General features: G+C 70.0%; 17 protein-coding genes and 1 pseudogene. 13 read left to right on the forward strand and 5 right to left on the reverse strand.

Going from position 1 to position 15,645, the window contains the following annotated elements:
* Positions 1–2 precede the first annotated feature (2 nt).
* The 5 genes from atpA to ACIRC0_RS11880 all read left to right on the forward strand — a co-directional run bounded on the left by atpA (position 3) and on the right by ACIRC0_RS11880 (position 5,127).
* The gene (gene atpA, locus ACIRC0_RS11860) at positions 3–1,595 is read left to right on the forward strand and encodes a F0F1 ATP synthase subunit alpha (RefSeq protein ID WP_403614503.1); all 1,593 of its coding nucleotides are present in this window, start codon (positions 3–5) and stop codon (positions 1,593–1,595) included.
* 21 nt (positions 1,596–1,616) lie between these two features.
* Entirely contained in the window at positions 1,617–2,534 is a 918-nt protein-coding gene (locus ACIRC0_RS11865) for a F0F1 ATP synthase subunit gamma (RefSeq protein ID WP_403614506.1), read from the forward strand.
* Positions 2,534–3,970, forward strand: a complete 1,437-nt coding sequence (gene atpD, locus ACIRC0_RS11870) for a F0F1 ATP synthase subunit beta (RefSeq protein ID WP_403614509.1) — start codon at positions 2,534–2,536, stop codon at positions 3,968–3,970. Before ACIRC0_RS11865 ends, atpD begins: the two co-directional genes overlap by 1 nt.
* A gap of 175 nt (positions 3,971–4,145) precedes the next feature.
* Entirely contained in the window at positions 4,146–4,523 is a 378-nt protein-coding gene (locus tag ACIRC0_RS11875; protein WP_103838606.1) for a F0F1 ATP synthase subunit epsilon, read from the forward strand.
* Between the two features lie 157 nt (positions 4,524–4,680).
* A complete protein-coding gene (locus ACIRC0_RS11880; protein ID WP_366023512.1) occupies positions 4,681–5,127 on the forward strand; it encodes a DUF2550 domain-containing protein in 447 nt (148 codons plus the stop codon).
* Between the two features lie 67 nt (positions 5,128–5,194).
* Here ACIRC0_RS11880 and ACIRC0_RS11885 read toward each other — a convergent pair whose 3' ends face one another.
* The 3 genes from ACIRC0_RS11885 to ACIRC0_RS11895 all read right to left on the reverse strand — a co-directional run bounded on the left by ACIRC0_RS11885 (position 5,195) and on the right by ACIRC0_RS11895 (position 8,963).
* Positions 5,195–7,024, reverse strand: a complete 1,830-nt coding sequence (locus ACIRC0_RS11885) for a glycosyl hydrolase family 18 protein (RefSeq protein ID WP_403614513.1) — start codon at positions 7,022–7,024, stop codon at positions 5,195–5,197.
* A 128-nt stretch (positions 7,025–7,152) separates the two neighbouring features.
* Positions 7,153–7,794 carry a response regulator gene (locus tag ACIRC0_RS11890; protein ID WP_403614515.1) on the reverse strand — a complete coding sequence of 214 codons (642 nt, stop codon included), beginning with the start codon at positions 7,792–7,794 and terminating at the stop codon, positions 7,153–7,155.
* Complete coding sequence (locus tag ACIRC0_RS11895) at positions 7,791–8,963, reverse strand: sensor histidine kinase (RefSeq protein ID WP_403614517.1); 1,173 nt, start codon at positions 8,961–8,963, stop codon at positions 7,791–7,793. Before ACIRC0_RS11895 ends, ACIRC0_RS11890 begins: the two co-directional genes overlap by 4 nt.
* An 85-nt stretch (positions 8,964–9,048) precedes the next feature.
* Between ACIRC0_RS11895 and ACIRC0_RS11900 the strand changes: the two genes are divergently transcribed.
* The 5 genes from ACIRC0_RS11900 to ACIRC0_RS11920 all read left to right on the forward strand — a co-directional run bounded on the left by ACIRC0_RS11900 (position 9,049) and on the right by ACIRC0_RS11920 (position 12,118).
* Positions 9,049–9,171, forward strand: coding sequence for a hypothetical protein (locus ACIRC0_RS11900; protein WP_403614520.1), 123 nt, complete (start codon positions 9,049–9,051; stop codon positions 9,169–9,171).
* An 83-nt stretch (positions 9,172–9,254) separates the two neighbouring features.
* Entirely contained in the window at positions 9,255–9,944 is a 690-nt protein-coding gene (locus ACIRC0_RS11905) for a response regulator transcription factor (RefSeq protein WP_403614523.1), read from the forward strand.
* The gene (locus tag ACIRC0_RS11910; protein ID WP_403614526.1) at positions 9,941–11,404 is read left to right on the forward strand and encodes a sensor histidine kinase; all 1,464 of its coding nucleotides are present in this window, start codon (positions 9,941–9,943) and stop codon (positions 11,402–11,404) included. The genes ACIRC0_RS11905 and ACIRC0_RS11910 overlap by 4 nt, the downstream gene beginning before the upstream one ends.
* A 49-nt stretch (positions 11,405–11,453) precedes the next feature.
* A complete protein-coding gene (locus tag ACIRC0_RS11915) occupies positions 11,454–11,876 on the forward strand; it encodes a hypothetical protein (protein ID WP_403614529.1) in 423 nt (140 codons plus the stop codon).
* The gene (locus ACIRC0_RS11920) at positions 11,876–12,118 is read left to right on the forward strand and encodes a hypothetical protein (RefSeq protein WP_403614531.1); all 243 of its coding nucleotides are present in this window, start codon (positions 11,876–11,878) and stop codon (positions 12,116–12,118) included. Before ACIRC0_RS11915 ends, ACIRC0_RS11920 begins: the two co-directional genes overlap by 1 nt.
* Before the next feature lie 57 nt (positions 12,119–12,175).
* Here the strand turns inward: ACIRC0_RS11920 and ACIRC0_RS11925 are convergent, their stop codons facing one another.
* Together ACIRC0_RS11925 and ACIRC0_RS11930 are read right to left on the reverse strand one after the other, a co-directional pair.
* On the reverse strand, positions 12,176–12,748 hold the full coding sequence (locus tag ACIRC0_RS11925) for a cob(I)yrinic acid a,c-diamide adenosyltransferase (RefSeq protein WP_403614534.1): 573 nt from the start codon (positions 12,746–12,748) through the stop codon (positions 12,176–12,178).
* A gap of 13 nt (positions 12,749–12,761) precedes the next feature.
* Positions 12,762–12,896, reverse strand: a pseudogene (locus ACIRC0_RS11930) (ABC transporter permease); the annotation flags it as partial.
* 279 nt (positions 12,897–13,175) lie between these two features.
* Here ACIRC0_RS11930 and ACIRC0_RS11935 point away from each other — a divergent pair.
* The 3 genes from ACIRC0_RS11935 (at position 13,176) to ACIRC0_RS11945 (ending at position 15,627) form a co-directional block, all read left to right on the forward strand.
* Positions 13,176–13,907 carry an RNA-guided endonuclease InsQ/TnpB family protein gene (locus ACIRC0_RS11935; RefSeq protein ID WP_403614537.1) on the forward strand — a complete coding sequence of 244 codons (732 nt, stop codon included), beginning with the start codon at positions 13,176–13,178 and terminating at the stop codon, positions 13,905–13,907.
* Between the two features lie 402 nt (positions 13,908–14,309).
* Positions 14,310–15,158: a 3-hydroxyacyl-CoA dehydrogenase family protein gene (locus ACIRC0_RS11940; RefSeq protein WP_403614539.1), complete on the forward strand. Its 849-nt coding sequence runs from the start codon at positions 14,310–14,312 to the stop codon at positions 15,156–15,158.
* A 145-nt stretch (positions 15,159–15,303) separates the two neighbouring features.
* Positions 15,304–15,627: an STAS domain-containing protein gene (locus ACIRC0_RS11945; protein WP_103838618.1), complete on the forward strand. Its 324-nt coding sequence runs from the start codon at positions 15,304–15,306 to the stop codon at positions 15,625–15,627.
* Positions 15,628–15,645: the final 18 nt, after the last annotated feature.

Raw genomic sequence — 15,645 nt, forward strand, 5'->3', positions numbered from 1 at the left:
AGATGGCGGAGCTCACGATCCGGCCGGAGGAGATCCGGGACGCGCTGGAGAACTTTGTCCAGTCGTACAAGCCGGACGCGGCCTCGCGCGAGGAGGTCGGCACGGTCACCTTTGCCGGCGACGGCATTGCGAAGGTCGAGGGCCTGCCCTCGGCCATGGCCAACGAGCTGCTGAAGTTCGAGGACGGCACCCTCGGCCTCGCCCTCAACCTCGAGGAGCGCGAGATCGGTGCCATCGTCCTCGGCGAGTTCAGCGGCGTCGAGGAGGGCCAGCCGGTGCAGCGCACCGGTGAGGTGCTCTCCGTGGCCGTCGGCGAGGGCTACCTCGGCCGCGTCGTCGACCCGCTCGGCAACCCGATCGACGGCCTCGGCGAGATCGAGACCGACGGCCGCCGCGCCCTCGAGCTGCAGGCCCCCACGGTCATGCAGCGCAAGTCGGTGCACGAGCCGATGGAGACGGGCTACAAGGCCGTCGACGCGATGACCCCGATCGGCCGTGGTCAGCGTCAGCTGATCATCGGTGACCGCCAGACCGGCAAGACCGCCCTGGCCGTCGACACGATCATCAACCAGCGCGACAACTGGCGCACCGGCGACCCGAAGAAGCAGGTCCGCTGCATCTACGTCGCCATCGGCCAGAAGGGTTCCACCATCGCCGGCGTCCGCCGCGCGCTGGAGGAGAACGGCGCGCTGGAGTACACCACGATCGTCGCCGCCCCGGCGTCCGACCCGGCCGGCTTCAAGTACCTGGCGCCGTACACCGGTTCCGCCATCGGCCAGCACTGGATGTACCAGGGCAAGCACGTCCTGATCATCTTCGACGACCTGTCGAAGCAGGCCGACGCCTACCGCGCCGTGTCCCTGCTGCTGCGCCGTCCGCCGGGCCGCGAGGCCTACCCGGGCGACGTCTTCTACCTGCACTCCCGCCTGCTGGAGCGCTGCGCCAAGCTCTCCGACGACATGGGTGCCGGTTCGATGACCGGTCTGCCGATCGTCGAGACCAAGGCCAACGACGTCTCGGCGTTCATCCCGACCAACGTCATCTCCATCACCGACGGCCAGTGCTTCCTGGAGTCCGACCTGTTCAACGCCGGCCAGCGTCCGGCCCTGAACGTCGGTATCTCGGTCTCCCGCGTCGGTGGCTCCGCCCAGCACAAGGCGATGCGCCAGGTCTCCGGCCGTCTGCGCGTGGACCTCGCCCAGTTCCGTGAGCTGGAGGCGTTCGCCGCCTTCGGTTCCGACCTGGACGCCGCGTCGAAGGCGCAGCTGGAGCGCGGTTCGCGCATGGTCGAGCTGCTGAAGCAGAACCAGTACGAGCCGATGGCCACCGAGGACCAGGTCGTCTCCATCTGGGCCGGCACCAACGGCCGTATGGACGACGTTCCGGTCGCCGACATCCGCCGCTTCGAGAAGGAGCTCCTCGACTACCTGCACCGCAAGGAGCAGGGTCTGATGACCTCCATCAAGGAGGGCGCCAAGATGTCGGACGACACCATCCAGGCGATCGACGACGCCGTCGCGGAGTTCAAGAAGCAGTTCGAGACCTCGGACGGCAAGCTGCTCGGCGAGGACACCCCGGCCGCAGCCGCCAAGTGACGTAAGGAAGGGACCTGACTCATGGGAGCCCAGCTCCGGGTCTACAAGCGTCGCATCCGATCCGTCAGCGCGACCAAGAAGATCACGAAGGCGATGGAGATGATCGCCGCCTCGCGCGTCGTCAAGGCGCAGCGCAAGGTGGCGGCCTCCACGCCGTACGCGACCGAGCTGACGCGCGCGGTATCGGCGGTCGCCACGGGGTCGAACACCAAGCACCCGCTGACGACGGAGTCGGAGAACCCGACCCGTGCCGCGGTCCTGCTCCTCACGAGCGACCGCGGCCTGGCCGGCGCCTTCAACTCCAACGCCATCAAGACGGCGGAGCAGCTGACCGCGCGGCTCGAGCAGGAGGGCAAGCAGGTCGACACGTACATCGTCGGCCGGCGCGGTGTGGCCCACTACAACTTCCGTGAGCGCAAGATCGCGGAGTCGTTCACGGGCTTCACCGACGACCCCTCGTACGCGGACGCCAAGAAGGTCGCGGCCCCCCTGATCGAGGCCATCGAGAAGGACACGGCAGCCGGCGGCGTCGACGAGCTGCACATCGTCTTCACGGAGTTCGTGTCGATGATGACGCAGTCGGCCCTCGACGCCCGTCTGCTGCCGCTGAGCCTCGACGAGGTGGCCAAGGAGGCGGCGAAGGGCGACGAGATCCTGCCGCTGTACGACTTCGAGCCGTCGGCGGAGGACGTCCTCGACGCTCTGCTGCCGCGGTACGTGGAGAGCCGTATCTACAACGCGCTGCTCCAGTCGGCCGCTTCCAAGCACGCCGCCACGCGGCGCGCGATGAAGTCGGCCACCGACAACGCCGGAGAGCTCATCGAGACGCTGTCCCGGCTTGCCAACGCGGCCCGCCAGGCCGAAATCACCCAGGAAATCAGCGAGATCGTCGGTGGCGCGAGTGCCCTGGCCGACGCGACCGCGGGGAGTGACTACTAATGACCACCACTGTTGAGACGGCCACGGCGACGGGCCGCGTCGCGCGGGTCATCGGCCCGGTCGTCGACGTGGAGTTCCCCGTCGACGCGATCCCGGACATGTACAACGCCCTCCACGTCGAGGTCTCCGACCCGGCGAACGCCGGCGAGAAGAAGACGCTGACCCTGGAGGTCGCCCAGCACCTGGGTGACGGCCTGGTCCGCACGATCTCGATGCAGCCCACCGACGGTCTGGTCCGCCAGGCGACGGTGACCGACACCGGCGCCTCGATCTCCGTGCCGGTCGGCGACTTCACCAAGGGCAAGGTGTTCAACACCATCGGTGAGGTCCTGAACAGCGACGAGAAGTACGACGGCGAGCGCTGGACCATCCACCGCAAGGCCCCGAACTTCGACCAGCTCGAGTCGAAGACCGAGATGTTCGAGACCGGCATCAAGGTCATCGACCTGCTGACCCCGTACGTCAAGGGCGGCAAGATCGGTCTGTTCGGCGGCGCCGGCGTCGGCAAGACGGTGCTCATCCAGGAGATGATCTACCGCGTCGCCAACAACCACGACGGTGTCTCCGTGTTCGCCGGTGTCGGTGAGCGCACCCGTGAGGGCAACGACCTCATCCAGGAGATGTCCGAGTCCGGCGTCATCGACAAGACCGCGCTGGTCTTCGGTCAGATGGACGAGCCGCCGGGCACCCGTCTGCGCGTGGCCCTCGCGGGTCTGACGATGGCGGAGTACTTCCGCGACGTCCAGAAGCAGGACGTGCTGTTCTTCATCGACAACATCTTCCGCTTCACCCAGGCCGGTTCCGAGGTCTCCACGCTGCTCGGCCGTATGCCGTCCGCGGTGGGTTACCAGCCGAACCTGGCCGACGAGATGGGCATCCTGCAGGAGCGCATCACCTCGACCCGCGGTCACTCGATCACCTCCATGCAGGCGATCTACGTCCCCGCCGACGACCTGACCGACCCGGCCCCGGCCACCACGTTCGCCCACCTCGACGCGACGACGGTTCTCTCCCGTCCGATCTCCGAGAAGGGCATCTACCCGGCCGTGGACCCGCTGGACTCCACGTCCCGCATCCTGGACCCGCGCTACATCTCGCAGGACCACTACAACGCGGCCATGCGCGTCAAGACGGTGCTGCAGAAGTACAAGGACCTCCAGGACATCATCGCGATCCTCGGTATCGACGAGCTCGGCGAGGAGGACAAGCTCGTCGTCCACCGGGCCCGCCGTGTGGAGCGCTTCCTGTCCCAGAACACCCACGTCGCCAAGCAGTTCACCGGCGTCGACGGGTCGGACGTGCCGCTGGACGAGTCGATCGCGGCGTTCAACGCGATCATCGACGGCGACTACGACCACTTCCCGGAGCAGGCGTTCTTCATGTGCGGTGGTCTCGAGGACCTGAAGAAGAACGCGAAGGAGCTGGGCGTCTCCTGACGGTCGCTTGCGGCGGGCTCGAACCGGGCCCGTCACAGGTACCGCCTCTTGGTGAGAGGGGTGGAGAAGCGTCTCGCGGGCTCGCCCGCGGGGTGCGGTCCGCCCCTCTCCGTACGCCTACTAGAATTCAGACCAACACCCGGCGACCGCCGGGTGGTGACCCGAGGAGCCACCCTTGGCTGCTGAGCTGCATGTCGAGCTGGTCGCCGCCGACCGCCAGGTCTGGTCCGGCGAGGCCACCCTGGTCGTCGCGCGCACCACGTCCGGCGACATCGGCGTCATGCCCGGTCACCAGCCGCTGCTCGGTGTGCTGGAGTCGGGCCCGGTGACCATCCGTACGAGTGATGGTGGAACGGTCGTCGCCGCGGTGCACGGCGGTTTCATCTCGTTCGCGGACAACAAGTTGTCGCTGCTGGCCGAGGTCGCCGAGCTGTCGGACGAGATCGACGTCCAGCGCGTCGAGCGAGAGCTCGAGCGCGCGAAGGCGGAGGACGACGCCGTCGCCGAGCGGCGCGCGGATGTCCGCCTGCGGGCGGCACAGGCGGCGCGCTGACCGGGGGTACCTCCCAGGCCGTCTAGGCTCTGGGGGAGCGCTGCTATGACGTGACTCAGCCGCGGTCGGCCCGGAGTGATCCGGTGCCGGCCGCGGCTGAGGCAAATCCGGGTGTTTTTTCCGTTCCGTTACCTAGGAGACGAGGAGGTCGGTGTCGATGGTCCTCGCTCTGAGCGTGTGCGGAGTGGTCGTGGCACTCGTACTGGTGGGGCTGTTCGTCTTCGGCCTCAGGCGCCGCCTCATCCAGCGCTCCGGTGGCACCTTCGACTGCAGCCTGAGGTGGAACGTCCCGGAGGAGCCCGACACCAGCGGCAAGGGCTGGGGATACGGCGTGGCCCGCTACAACGGCGACCGCATCGAATGGTTCCGCGTCTTCTCCTACGCCCCGCGCCCGCGCCGTGTCTTGGAGCGCTCGGCGATCGAGGTGGCCGGCCGGCGCGATCCCGAGGGCGAGGAGGAGCTGGCGCTGCTCTCCGACGCGGTGGTCCTCGCCTGTCACCACCGGGGCACCCGTCTGGAACTGGCGATGAGCGAGGACGCGCTGACCGGTTTCCTGGCGTGGCTGGAAGCCGCACCTCCCGGACAACGGGTGAATGTGGCGTAGCCGCATTCACCCTCCCCCGAACGAAGTCTGGGGGAGGGTGAACACCGCTTAGACCCTTCGGTCAGGTTTACGACAGCCCGTTGCTGAGGGCGCTCACCAGCTCACCATTGCCGGTGTCGCCGCTGAACTCCCAGAAGAAGGCGCCGCCGAGACCCTGGTTCTTGGCCCATGCCATCTTCGTCCCGATGGTGGCCGGGGTGTCGTACGACCACCAGTTGCTGCCGCAGTGCGCGTACGCCGTCCCCGCGATGGTGCCGGTGGCCGGGCAGGACGTCTTGAGCACCTTGTAGTCCTCGATGCCCTGCTCGTACGTGCCGGCCGCCGGGCCCGTGGCCGTGCCGCCCGGTGCGTCCTGGGTGACGCCGGTCCAGCCGCGGCCGTAGAAGCCGATGCCGACGAGGAGCTTCTTGGCGGGCACACCGATCGCCTTGTACTTGGCGATCGCGTCGGCCGTGGTGAAACCGGCCTTCGGGATACCGCTGTACGAGGTGAGCGGGGAGTGCGGGGCCGTGGGGCCCTGCGCGTCCCAGGCGCCGAAGAAGTCGTACGTCATCACGTTGTACCAGTTCACGTAACTCGCGGCGCCCGCGTAGTCGGCGGCCTCGATCTTGCCGCCGGAGGAGCCGTCGGCGGTGACGGCCGCGGTGACCAGGGCGGAGGAGCCGAACTTGGCGCGCAGCGCGGCCATCACGTTCTTGAAGGCCGCAGCGCCGCTGGTGTCGCAGGACAGGCCGCAGGCGTTCGGGTACTCCCAGTCGATGTCGATGCCGTCGAAGACGTCGGCCCAGCGCGGGTCGTGCACCAGGTCGTAGCAGGACCGGGCGAAGCCCGCCGGGTCCTTGGCCGCGTCCGCGAAGCCGCCGGACCAGGTCCAGCCGCCGAAGGACCACAGCACCTTGATGTGCGGGTACTTGGCCTTCAGCTCCCGCAGCTGGTTGAAGTTGCCGCGCAGCGGCTGGTCCCAGGTGTCGGCGACGCCGCTGACGGACTGGTCGGCGGTGAACGCCTTGTCGTAGTCGGCGTAGGAGTCGCCGATCGCGCACTTGCCGCCGGTGACGTTGCCGAAGGCGTAGTTGATGTGCGTGATCTTCGCGGCCGACCCGGACGTCACCAGGTTCTTGACGTTGTAGTTGCGGCCGTAGATGCCCCACTCGGTGAAGTAGCCGAGCTTGACCTTCTCGCCGGTGGTCGGGGGAGTGGTGGTGCCCCCGGTGGTGTGCACGGCGACCGCGCCGCTGACCGGCCCGGTCTGGCCGGCGGTGTCACGGGCCTGGACGGTGTAGGAGTAGTCGGTGCCGGCGGTCAGGCCGGTGTCCGCGTACGAGGTGGTCGTCACGGTGGCGACGGTCTTGCCGTCGCGCAGGACGTCGTAGTTCTTGACGCCCTTGTCGTCGGTGGCCGCGCTCCAACTGAGCTTCACCGAGGTGTCGGTGATGCTCGAGGCGGTGGGGGTGCCGGGCGCGGAGGGCGGGTTGTCGCCGGGGACGGTCGTGCCGCCGTCACAGCTGCCGCCGTTGAGCCTGCAGTTGGACGGTGAGCCGGAGCCGCTGCCGTTGAAGCCGAAGGAGACGGAGGCGCCGGGGGCCAGGGTGCCGTTGTAGGACTTGTTCTTGGCGGTCCAGTGGGTGCCGGAGTTGGTGACGTCCGCGTCCCACGCCGAGGTGACGGACGTGCCGGAGGGGAAGTCCCACTCGACGGTCCAGGAGTTGATGGTCGTGGAGCCGGTGTTCTGTACCGTCCACTTGCCTTCGAAGCCGGTGCCCCAGTCCTGCGTCTTGGCATAGGTGGCGGTGGCGGTCGAGGCGGCGTGGGCGGGGCCCGCGGCGAGTCCGACGAGCCCGGCCAGCGGGAGCAACAGGGTCGCGAACCCTGCCGCGGCTCTGTGTCTGAAGCGCATGCTGCGCCTCCCTGTCTTGGGGATGGGGAGTGGTGGGCATGACTGAGCCTTCACGCCCACGGTGCCGCGAGAATAGAAAGGTCTGGACCAGAGGTCAATAGGTCTGGACCACTGCACCGGTCGGTGCGCTAGATCCCCAACTCCTGTGCAAGAACCGCGGCTTGGACCCGGCTGCGCAGCCCCAGCTTGCCGAGGAGGCGACTGACGTGCGTCTTCACCGTGGCCTCGGCCATGTTCAGGTGCCCCGCGATCTCGGCGTTGGACAGCCCCTCACCGAGGCATGACAGCACCTCGCGCTCGCGCCGGGTGAGGGCGTCAAGGACGGCCGGATCGGTCTTGGGTTCCTGTGCCGACCCCGCGGCGAACTCCGCGATCAGCCGCCGTGTCACCGCGGGAGCGATCAGCCCCTCACCGCGCGCCACCGTCCGCACGGCGTCGATGAGGTCCTTCGCCTCCGTGTTCTTCAGCAGGAAGCCGGCCGCGCCCGCCCGCAGCGCGCCGAAGACGTATTCGTCCAGGTCGAAGGTGGTCAGGACGAGAACGTCGGCGACCCCCTGCTGAACCACCTGCCGGGTCGCCGACACCCCGTCCAGCTTCGGCATCTGAACATCCATCAGGACGACGTCCGGCCGTAGCTCACGGGCGAGCGCCACCGCCTGCTCGCCGTCCGCGGCCTCCCCGACCACCTCGATGTCGGGCGCGCTGCGCAGGATGAGCACCAGCCCGGCGCGTACGGCGGACTGGTCCTCGGCGACGAGGACGCGGATCATGCGGGGTCTCCTTCGGTCAGGGGGAGAGTGGCGCGTACGGTCCACCAGGCGCTGTCGGGACCGGCCGCGAACGTGCCGCCCAGCAGTGCGATCCGCTCCCGCATCCCGGTGAGCCCGGCACCGGAACCGGGAGCGCGTGGGCCGTCCCGGTGGCCGTACGGGCTGGTCACACGTATGTCGAGCACGCCGTCGCGCTGGACGAGACACACGGTGACCCTGCCCGGGCGGGCGTGCTTGAGGGCGTTGGTCAGCGACTCCTGAACGATTCGGTACGCGGCCAGCTCCACGGGCGCCGGGACCCTCTCGTACCCGGCGTCGAGGGTGACGTCGAGTCCGTTGGCGCGGGCGCTGCCGACCAGGGCGGCGAGCCCGTCCAGGGTGGGGGTGGCGGCCGGGTCGCGCTCGGCGCCCCCGTCGCGCAGGATGCCGATCAGCCGCCGCATGTCCTCCAGCCCGGCCACGCTGTTCTCGCGGATGACGGCGAGGGCCTCCCGGGAGGTCTCCGGGGTGTCGAGGGAGAGCGCGGCGGTGGAGTGGATGGCGATCGCGGACAGGTGGTTGGCGACCATGTCGTGCAACTCCCGTGCCACCCGCGCACGTTCGGTGGTCACGGCCTGGGCGCGGTCCATCTCGGCGAGCAGGGCCGTCTGTTCGGCACGCAGGCGGGCCGCCTCGGCGGCGTCGCGGTGGTTGCGGACGACCCACCCGGTGGCGGCGGGCGCGAGGGCGACCACGCCGACACCGACGCCGATCAGCAGGGTCTGGGGGACGCGCCAGATGGCGAGGGGGACGAGAGCACTGGCGACGGTGAGGAGCCCCGTGACCCACGGCAGGCGGCGGGCGGATGCGGGGGTGCCGTAGAGGACGGCCGCGTACATCAGGTCCGTGAACATCACGACGGTGACCAGGCTTCCCCGGGTCACCGTGTCGGCGACCAGGGCGGCGGTGCCGATCAGCAGGGCCGCCTTGGGCCGGGTACGGCGCAGCAGCTCGCAGCCGGCGGTGACGACGAGCGGCACGAGCAGCGCCCAGCCGGCCGGCCAGAGCACGACTGCTTCCTGCGGTCCCCGGGGGCTGAGCCCGATGCCCCACAGCAGCAGCCCACCGAGCAGCCCGCCGACCGCGATGCGTATGTCGTCACGGTGCGGGCGGGGGAGTGGTAGGGGCATGGCTCCATCCAACACGGCACACGGGTCGGCTGCGTGCGTCTCGGGAAGGGGCCCGGACTGCATCTTTCGATGTACGGCATGCCTTGTGTACGCAACGTCGCGCAAGGCGCTGCAGACCCTTGCCGAGGAGGGCGACGCGCCCCGCGCCACCCTGGCACAGCTGCCGGCGGACAGGGGGCATCGCCGGGAGATCCACCGTCGGCTCTGAACCCGCGATGCCCGGACGCCGATGCCGCCCTCTCACAGGAGCGCCGTACGCTGACCCAGCGACAGGCGGTCCAGGGAGGGCGTATGAGCGACGCGGTCGGGGCGGTGCTGGTCGTGGACGACGACGCGGCCATCCGTCGTTCGCTGGAGCGCGGCCTCAGGCTCAGCGGTTTCCGGGTGCGGACCGCCGAGGGCGGGGCCGAGGCGCTCGCCGTCATCCGGGACGCACCCCCCGACGTCCTGGTCCTCGATGTGTCGATGCCCGGTATGAGCGGCATCGAGGTGTGCACCCGGCTCCGTGAGGACGGCCAGGACCTGCCCGTCCTCATGCTCTCCGCACTCGACGAGACCGCCGACCGCATAGCCGGCCTCCAGGCGGGTGGCGACGACTACCTCGTCAAACCCTTCGCCCTGCAGGAACTCGTGCTCAGGCTGCGCGCCCTGCTGCGCCGCCGCCCGCCCGCCGACCGGGACGTGCTGCGCGTGGCCGGCCTGGTGATCGACCCGGCGGCCCGCACCTCCCACCGCGACGGCCGTCCACTGGAGCTGACCCGACGCGAGTTCGAACTCCTCGAGGTGCTCGCCCGCAACGCCGGCCTCGTCCTCACCCGCGACCAGCTCCTGGAACGCGTGTGGGGCTACGACTTCGACGTCCGCACCGACGCCGTCGACACCTTCGTCAGCTATCTGCGGCGCAAGCTGGAGGCACAGGGGCGGCCACGGCTGATCCACACCGTGCGCGGAGTGGGCTTCGTCCTGCGGGAACAGCCGTGAGACTCTCGACCCGCATCGGACTCGCCGTGGGACTCACCGTCCCGCTCCTCGTGCTGGCCTCCGGCTGGCTGCTGCTGCGCATGGTCGCCCGCGACCTGCACCAGGAGGAGGACCGCCATCTGCGCACCCGGGCCGCCGCCGTCGCCCCGGACGCGCGCTCCCTGCTGCGCGCGGCCGCCGCCGGCCGGCCCAAGGCCGCCGACACCCGGGAACGCCGGCTCTACACCGCCGCCCTCGACGTCGGCGTACGCGTCGTCGCACCGGACGCCACCTTCAGCGGCGGGCCCCAGCCCGACACCTCGGTCGCCCTGCCGGCCGAGGCCACCGCACCGGTCACCGTCCGGGACGCCGGGCGCAGCTGGCGGGCCCTGTCCAAGCCGATCGAGGGCCCCCAGGTCTCCGGCACCCTGTGGGTCTTCCAGCCCGACACCGCCGACCGGAACCAACTCCGCCTCGTACGGCGCCGCGTCGTCATGGCCGCCCTGCTCGCCGCGCCCCTGTCCGGCCTGCTCGCCTGGGGCCTCGCCACCGGCGCCACCGGCCCGCTGCGCCGCCTCGGCCGCCGTACCGCGGGCCTCGACCCCCGCACCAGCACCACCCGGCTGCGCCACGAGCCGACCGGTGTGAAGGAGGTCGACGAACTCGCGGCCACCCTGCGCACCGTCCTCGCCCGCTACGACGAACAGGCCGCCCGCACCGCCGAGGCCCTGGACACCGCCCGCTCCTTCTCCGCCGCCGCCTCCCATGAACTGCGCACCCCGCTGATGAGCATGGGCACCAACCTCGACATCCTCGCCGGTCACCCCGACCTGCCCGAGCCGGACCGCGCGGAAGTGCTCACCGACCTGCGCCGGGAGCACGCCCGGCTGCTGGGACTGCTGGTGATGCTGCGCGAGCTGGGGCGCGGGGACCTGGTGGAGGCGGAGGCGTTCCGCGCGGTCGACGTGACGGAGGCCGCGGACGCGGCGGTCGCCGAGGCCCGGCGCCGCGCCCCGGACGCCCGCATCACGTCGAGCGCGCAGCCGGGGCTCACCGTGCACGGCTGGGAGCCCGGACTGCGGCTGCTGCTGGACAACCTGCTCGCCAACGCGCTGGCCCACGGACGGGACCGGCAGGGCAGGGCGGCCGTGACGGTCGGCGTACGGGAAGACGGCCGAGAGGTGATGATCACGGTGGACGACCAGGGGCCCGGGGTCCCGCCCGAGTCCCGCGCCCGGATCTTCGAACGGTTCCAGCGGGGGCCGGACAGTGCCGGCTCCGGGCTCGGCCTCACCCTGGTCGCGCAGCAGGCGGCGCTGCACCGGGGGAGCGTCACGGTGACGGACGGCCCGGACGGGGCGGGGGCGCGCTTCGAGGTACGGCTGCCCAGGGCGGGCGGGGCGCTGCCCGAACGGCGGGACTGGCTGATCGGTACGGCAGGGGCGAACCGGTCACAGAGTTCCCACAAAGACGGCTCCTAGCCTCCGCGGCGTCGGACGGACGACGGGCCGTCCGGGAACGGAGGAGGACATGGACGCACGACGACGGCGCACCCTGCTAGCGGGTCTGGCCACGGCCGTGCTGCTGGTGAGCGGGACCGGGGCGGCCGTGGCGGAGACGTCACCCACGCCCGCGTCCCCGCACACGGCCAAGGCGGCGCCCAGCGGCGACGGGGCGAAGGCGCTGTGCAAGCGGGTGCCGAAGATCGACCGGCGCATCGACCGCGCGCTGAAGCGGCTGGAGGGCGGCGCCGACGTGCGCGGTTCCATCGCCCGGTTGCAGCAGCGCGTGGACAACGCGAAGAAGGCGGGCCACGAGGAGATCGCGACCTATCTCCAGGACCGGCTCACCTTCCGCAAGTCGCTGGTGACCACGCTGCAGCAGCGGCAGAAGGACCTGGCCGGGGTCAAGACGTGGTGCGCGGACAACGACAACGGCAAGGCGGCGAGCTGATGCGAGCGCTGCGGGCGGGCGCCCCCGTGGTGGCCCTCCTCGTGGGCCTCACGGCCGGCTGCGCACGGGACCACGGCACGGCGGCCACCCCGGCGTCGTCCGGTGGCCCGTCAGCGACGCCGTCCGCGGCCCCGTCCGCGGCCGCGTCCGGGTTCGCGGACATGCAGAAGAAGGTGGCCGCCGCGGAGTCCGCGCTCGCGCAGGCGGACCGGGACGCGGCCCAGGACGGCACCGGCCGCTGAGCGGGTGGGGGCGCGGGCTCAGCGCTCCCACCCGGCACGACCGGAGGGGCGTCGGGGTCAGCGCTCGCCGCCGGGCACCCACAGCACGTCCCCGGTCTCCTTGTTCGCGTACCGGGCCAGGATGAACAGCAGGTCCGAGAGCCGGTTGAGATACGTGGCCGTCAGGGGGTTCATCACCTCGCCGTGGACCTCGAGCGCGGCCCACGTGGAGCGCTCGGCGCGCCGTACGACCGTGCACGCCTGGTGCAGCAGGGCCGCGCCCGGGGTGCCGCCGGGCAGGATGAACGAGCGCAGCTTCTCCAGGTCGGCCAGGAAGCGGTCGCAGTCCGCCTCCAGCCGGTCGATGTAGAACTGCTCGACCCTCAGCGGCGCGAACTCCGGGTTCTCGACCACCGGCGTCGACAGGTCCGCACCCACGTCGAACAGGTCGTTCTGCAGGCGGGTGAGGACCTTGACGACCTCCTCGTCGAGGCCGCCCAGCGCGATCGCGGTGCCGATCACCGCGTTCGCCTCGTTGGCGTCCGCGTAGGCGGCGATCCGCAGGTCGGTCTTCGGCACCCGGCTCATGTCCCCGAGGTGCGTCGTGCCCTTGTCGCCGGTCCGCGTGTAGATGCGCGTGAGATTGACCATGCGACCAGCGTAGTTACGCCCCGGCCGTCCGGAACACCAGTGTGCCCACCGTCACGGCGAGCGCCGCGAAGCCGACGGCGACGAGGACGCCGTAGAGCATGTGCGCGCTCGTGCACTGGCCGACGCAGGCGTCGCGCACCGCGTCCACCTCTCTTTCCAGGCGGGCGTCCCGGCCTTCAGGACGGGGGTGAGTGCCCTTGCCCGCGTAGCGGGCAGGGTTGGAGGAATCGCCGATGTGTCGGTCACTCTCGCGGGTGATCTTGAGCAGAGGCGTGCTCGGGAGGGGAACGGGGTCGCTAGGTTTCAGCTTCGGCGACCCGTCTGCGTTGCACTCCGGTACGCGGTCGGTGCCGATGACCCGGAAGCCTCATGCCGGAACTTCTTGCGCCAGGTCGGCTCACCGAACCCCGACGTGAACGTGGCGCGCTTGGCGCTGGCGAAGTCCTTCAGTGCCTGTTGCTGCACGTCCGCGTTCCCAGAGCCCAGCCACTCGCTCTCCCGCCGGGCCTCGGTGCTGACCGTCAAGGAACGCGCCCAGATCCGAAAGCATGAGCGGCGGGCGGCCAGAGCGAGGAAGAACAGCCCCGAGAAGGCGGCCGCGTACGCGAAGGCCGCCAAGCTCAAGGCGCGGGAGGCGAACCGGCGTAAAGACTGGTGCGAGAAGACCAGCACCATGCTCGCCCGCTCCTATGGCCTCGTCCGGTTCGAGAAGCTGAACATCAAGAACATGACCCGCTCCGCGAAGGGAACCGTGGAGCAGCCCGGCAAGAACGTGGCGCAGAAGGCCGGCCTGAACCGGGCGATACTTGCCCAAGGCTGGGGTCTGCTCCGGCAGCGCACCGAGCACAAAGCACCCGGCAGGGTCGAGGACGTTCCCGCCCCCTACACCAGTCTGCGGTGCAGCGCCTGCGGATGGATCGAGAAGAAGTCACGCAAGAGCCAAGCCGACTTCGAGTGCGTATCCTGCGGCTTCACCTGCAACGCGGACAACAACGCAGCAGCCAACGTCGCGGCAGGACAGGGCGGGATTCCCCGCCCCCGGCGCTCAGCCGGTGTCGGAGGGGTGACAGCGGCCGCGAGCCGTTCGAACGCCCGTGAACCTCAACCCAACCGGGTTGGTATCCCCCTCTTCCAAGAGGGAGAGGATGTCAACAGATAGCGGAACGGGGACGACAATCCGCTGAGCGTTCTCCATGGTGCAACCTGGAGCAGGCGCTGCGGGAGGAGACCGGCCCGGCCGAGGCCGATCCGGTGCCCATCTGATGGTGGGTCAGATCGGCTGGGTGTGCAGCACCGCCATGGCCGTCACCGGACGCGAGATGGTCAAGGGGCACGATCCGTGCGAAGTGTCCCGAGAGGTCCTGGAATTTACGATGACATCGAGGAGCTGTTGAGCCAGAAGGTGCTCAAGTACGCCGTCCGTGCCCCGGAATGACTCGTGCCGGTGTGATGTCCGTCATGTGAGACGTGACGCGCGTTACTAACCGGTCACACCGGCCCTCACGAGCGCTAGTGTCCGCCCGAGAGGCATACACGGACAGCGCGTCAGGGGAGTCGCACAGTGGCACGGAAGCTTGCCGTCATCGGGGCCGGACTCATGGGTTCCGGTATTGCCCAGGTATCGGCCCAGGCCGGCTGGGACGTCGTCCTCAGGGACGTCACGGACGAGGCGCTGAACCGTGGCACGGACGCCATCAAGGCGTCGTACGACAAGTTCGTGAGCAAGGGAAAGCTGGAGGCGCACGACGCCGACGCGGCGCTCGCCCGCATCACGGCGACCACCGACCTCGACGCCGCCGCCGACGCGGACGTCGTCATCGAGGCCGTCTTCGAGAAGCTCGAGGTCAAGCACGAGATCTTCCGGACGCTCGACAAGCTCGTACGCGAGGACACCGTGCTCGCGTCCAACACCTCCGCCATCCCGATCACCAAGATCGCGGCGGCCACCGAGCACCCGGAGCGCGTCGTCGGCGTGCACTTCTTCTCGCCGGTTCCGATGATGCAGCTCGTCGAACTCGTCCGCGGCTACAAGACGAGCGACCAAACCCTGGCCACCGCCCGTGAGTTCGCGGAGTCCGTCGGCAAGACCTGTATCGTCGTCAACCGCGACGTCGCCGGTTTCGTGACAACCCGTCTCATCTCGGCACTCGTCGTCGAGGCCACCAAGCTGTACGAATCGGGCGTGGCCACCGCCGAGGACATCGACCTCGCCTGCAAGCTGGGCTTCGGCCACGCCATGGGACCCCTGGCCACCGCCGACCTCACCGGCGTCGACATCCTGCTGCACGCCACCAGCAACATCTACACCGAGACCCAGGACGAGAAGTTCGCTCCGCCCGAGCTGATGCGCCGGATGGTTGACGCCGGTGACATCGGCCGCAAGAGCGGGCAGGGCTTCTACACGTACTGACACCGCGAGCCCCCTCGGGGATCACCCTCCCGGGTGAATTCGGTATCGGTTCGCCAACGATCGGCAACCTGGCCGCTCTCCAGGCAGTCAGACGTTGCACAACCACAACGCGGAGTACACAGCGACGCACTCTCGGGGAGCGCATATGCACATCAGGGGCGACCACGCCGAGCTGGTCGTCGGGGGCCGCCTCGACGTCCACAGCGCGGCGGACGCCCGTACGGTCCTGCACTCGGCCGTCGACGACGGCGTCGGCGACCTGGTGCTCGACCTGTCCGAACTGGACTCCTGGGACGCCACCGGGCTAGGGGTGATCATGGGTGCCCACCGGCGGGCCGGGCGGTGCGGCCGGCGGCTGGTGCTGCGCGGTGTACCGCCGCAGATGCAGCGCCTGCTGGTGGCCACCCGGCTGCACCGGATCCTGGCCATCGAGGGCGGCATCGGGGTGGAGTCACTGCCCCGGGTCTGACCGGGCGGTGACCGGACG

Origin of the sequence: Streptomyces sp. NPDC093984 (assembly GCF_044764595.1) — a bacterium.
In the GTDB taxonomy this organism is placed as follows: Bacteria; Actinomycetota; Actinomycetes; order Streptomycetales; family Streptomycetaceae; genus Streptomyces; species Streptomyces cynarae.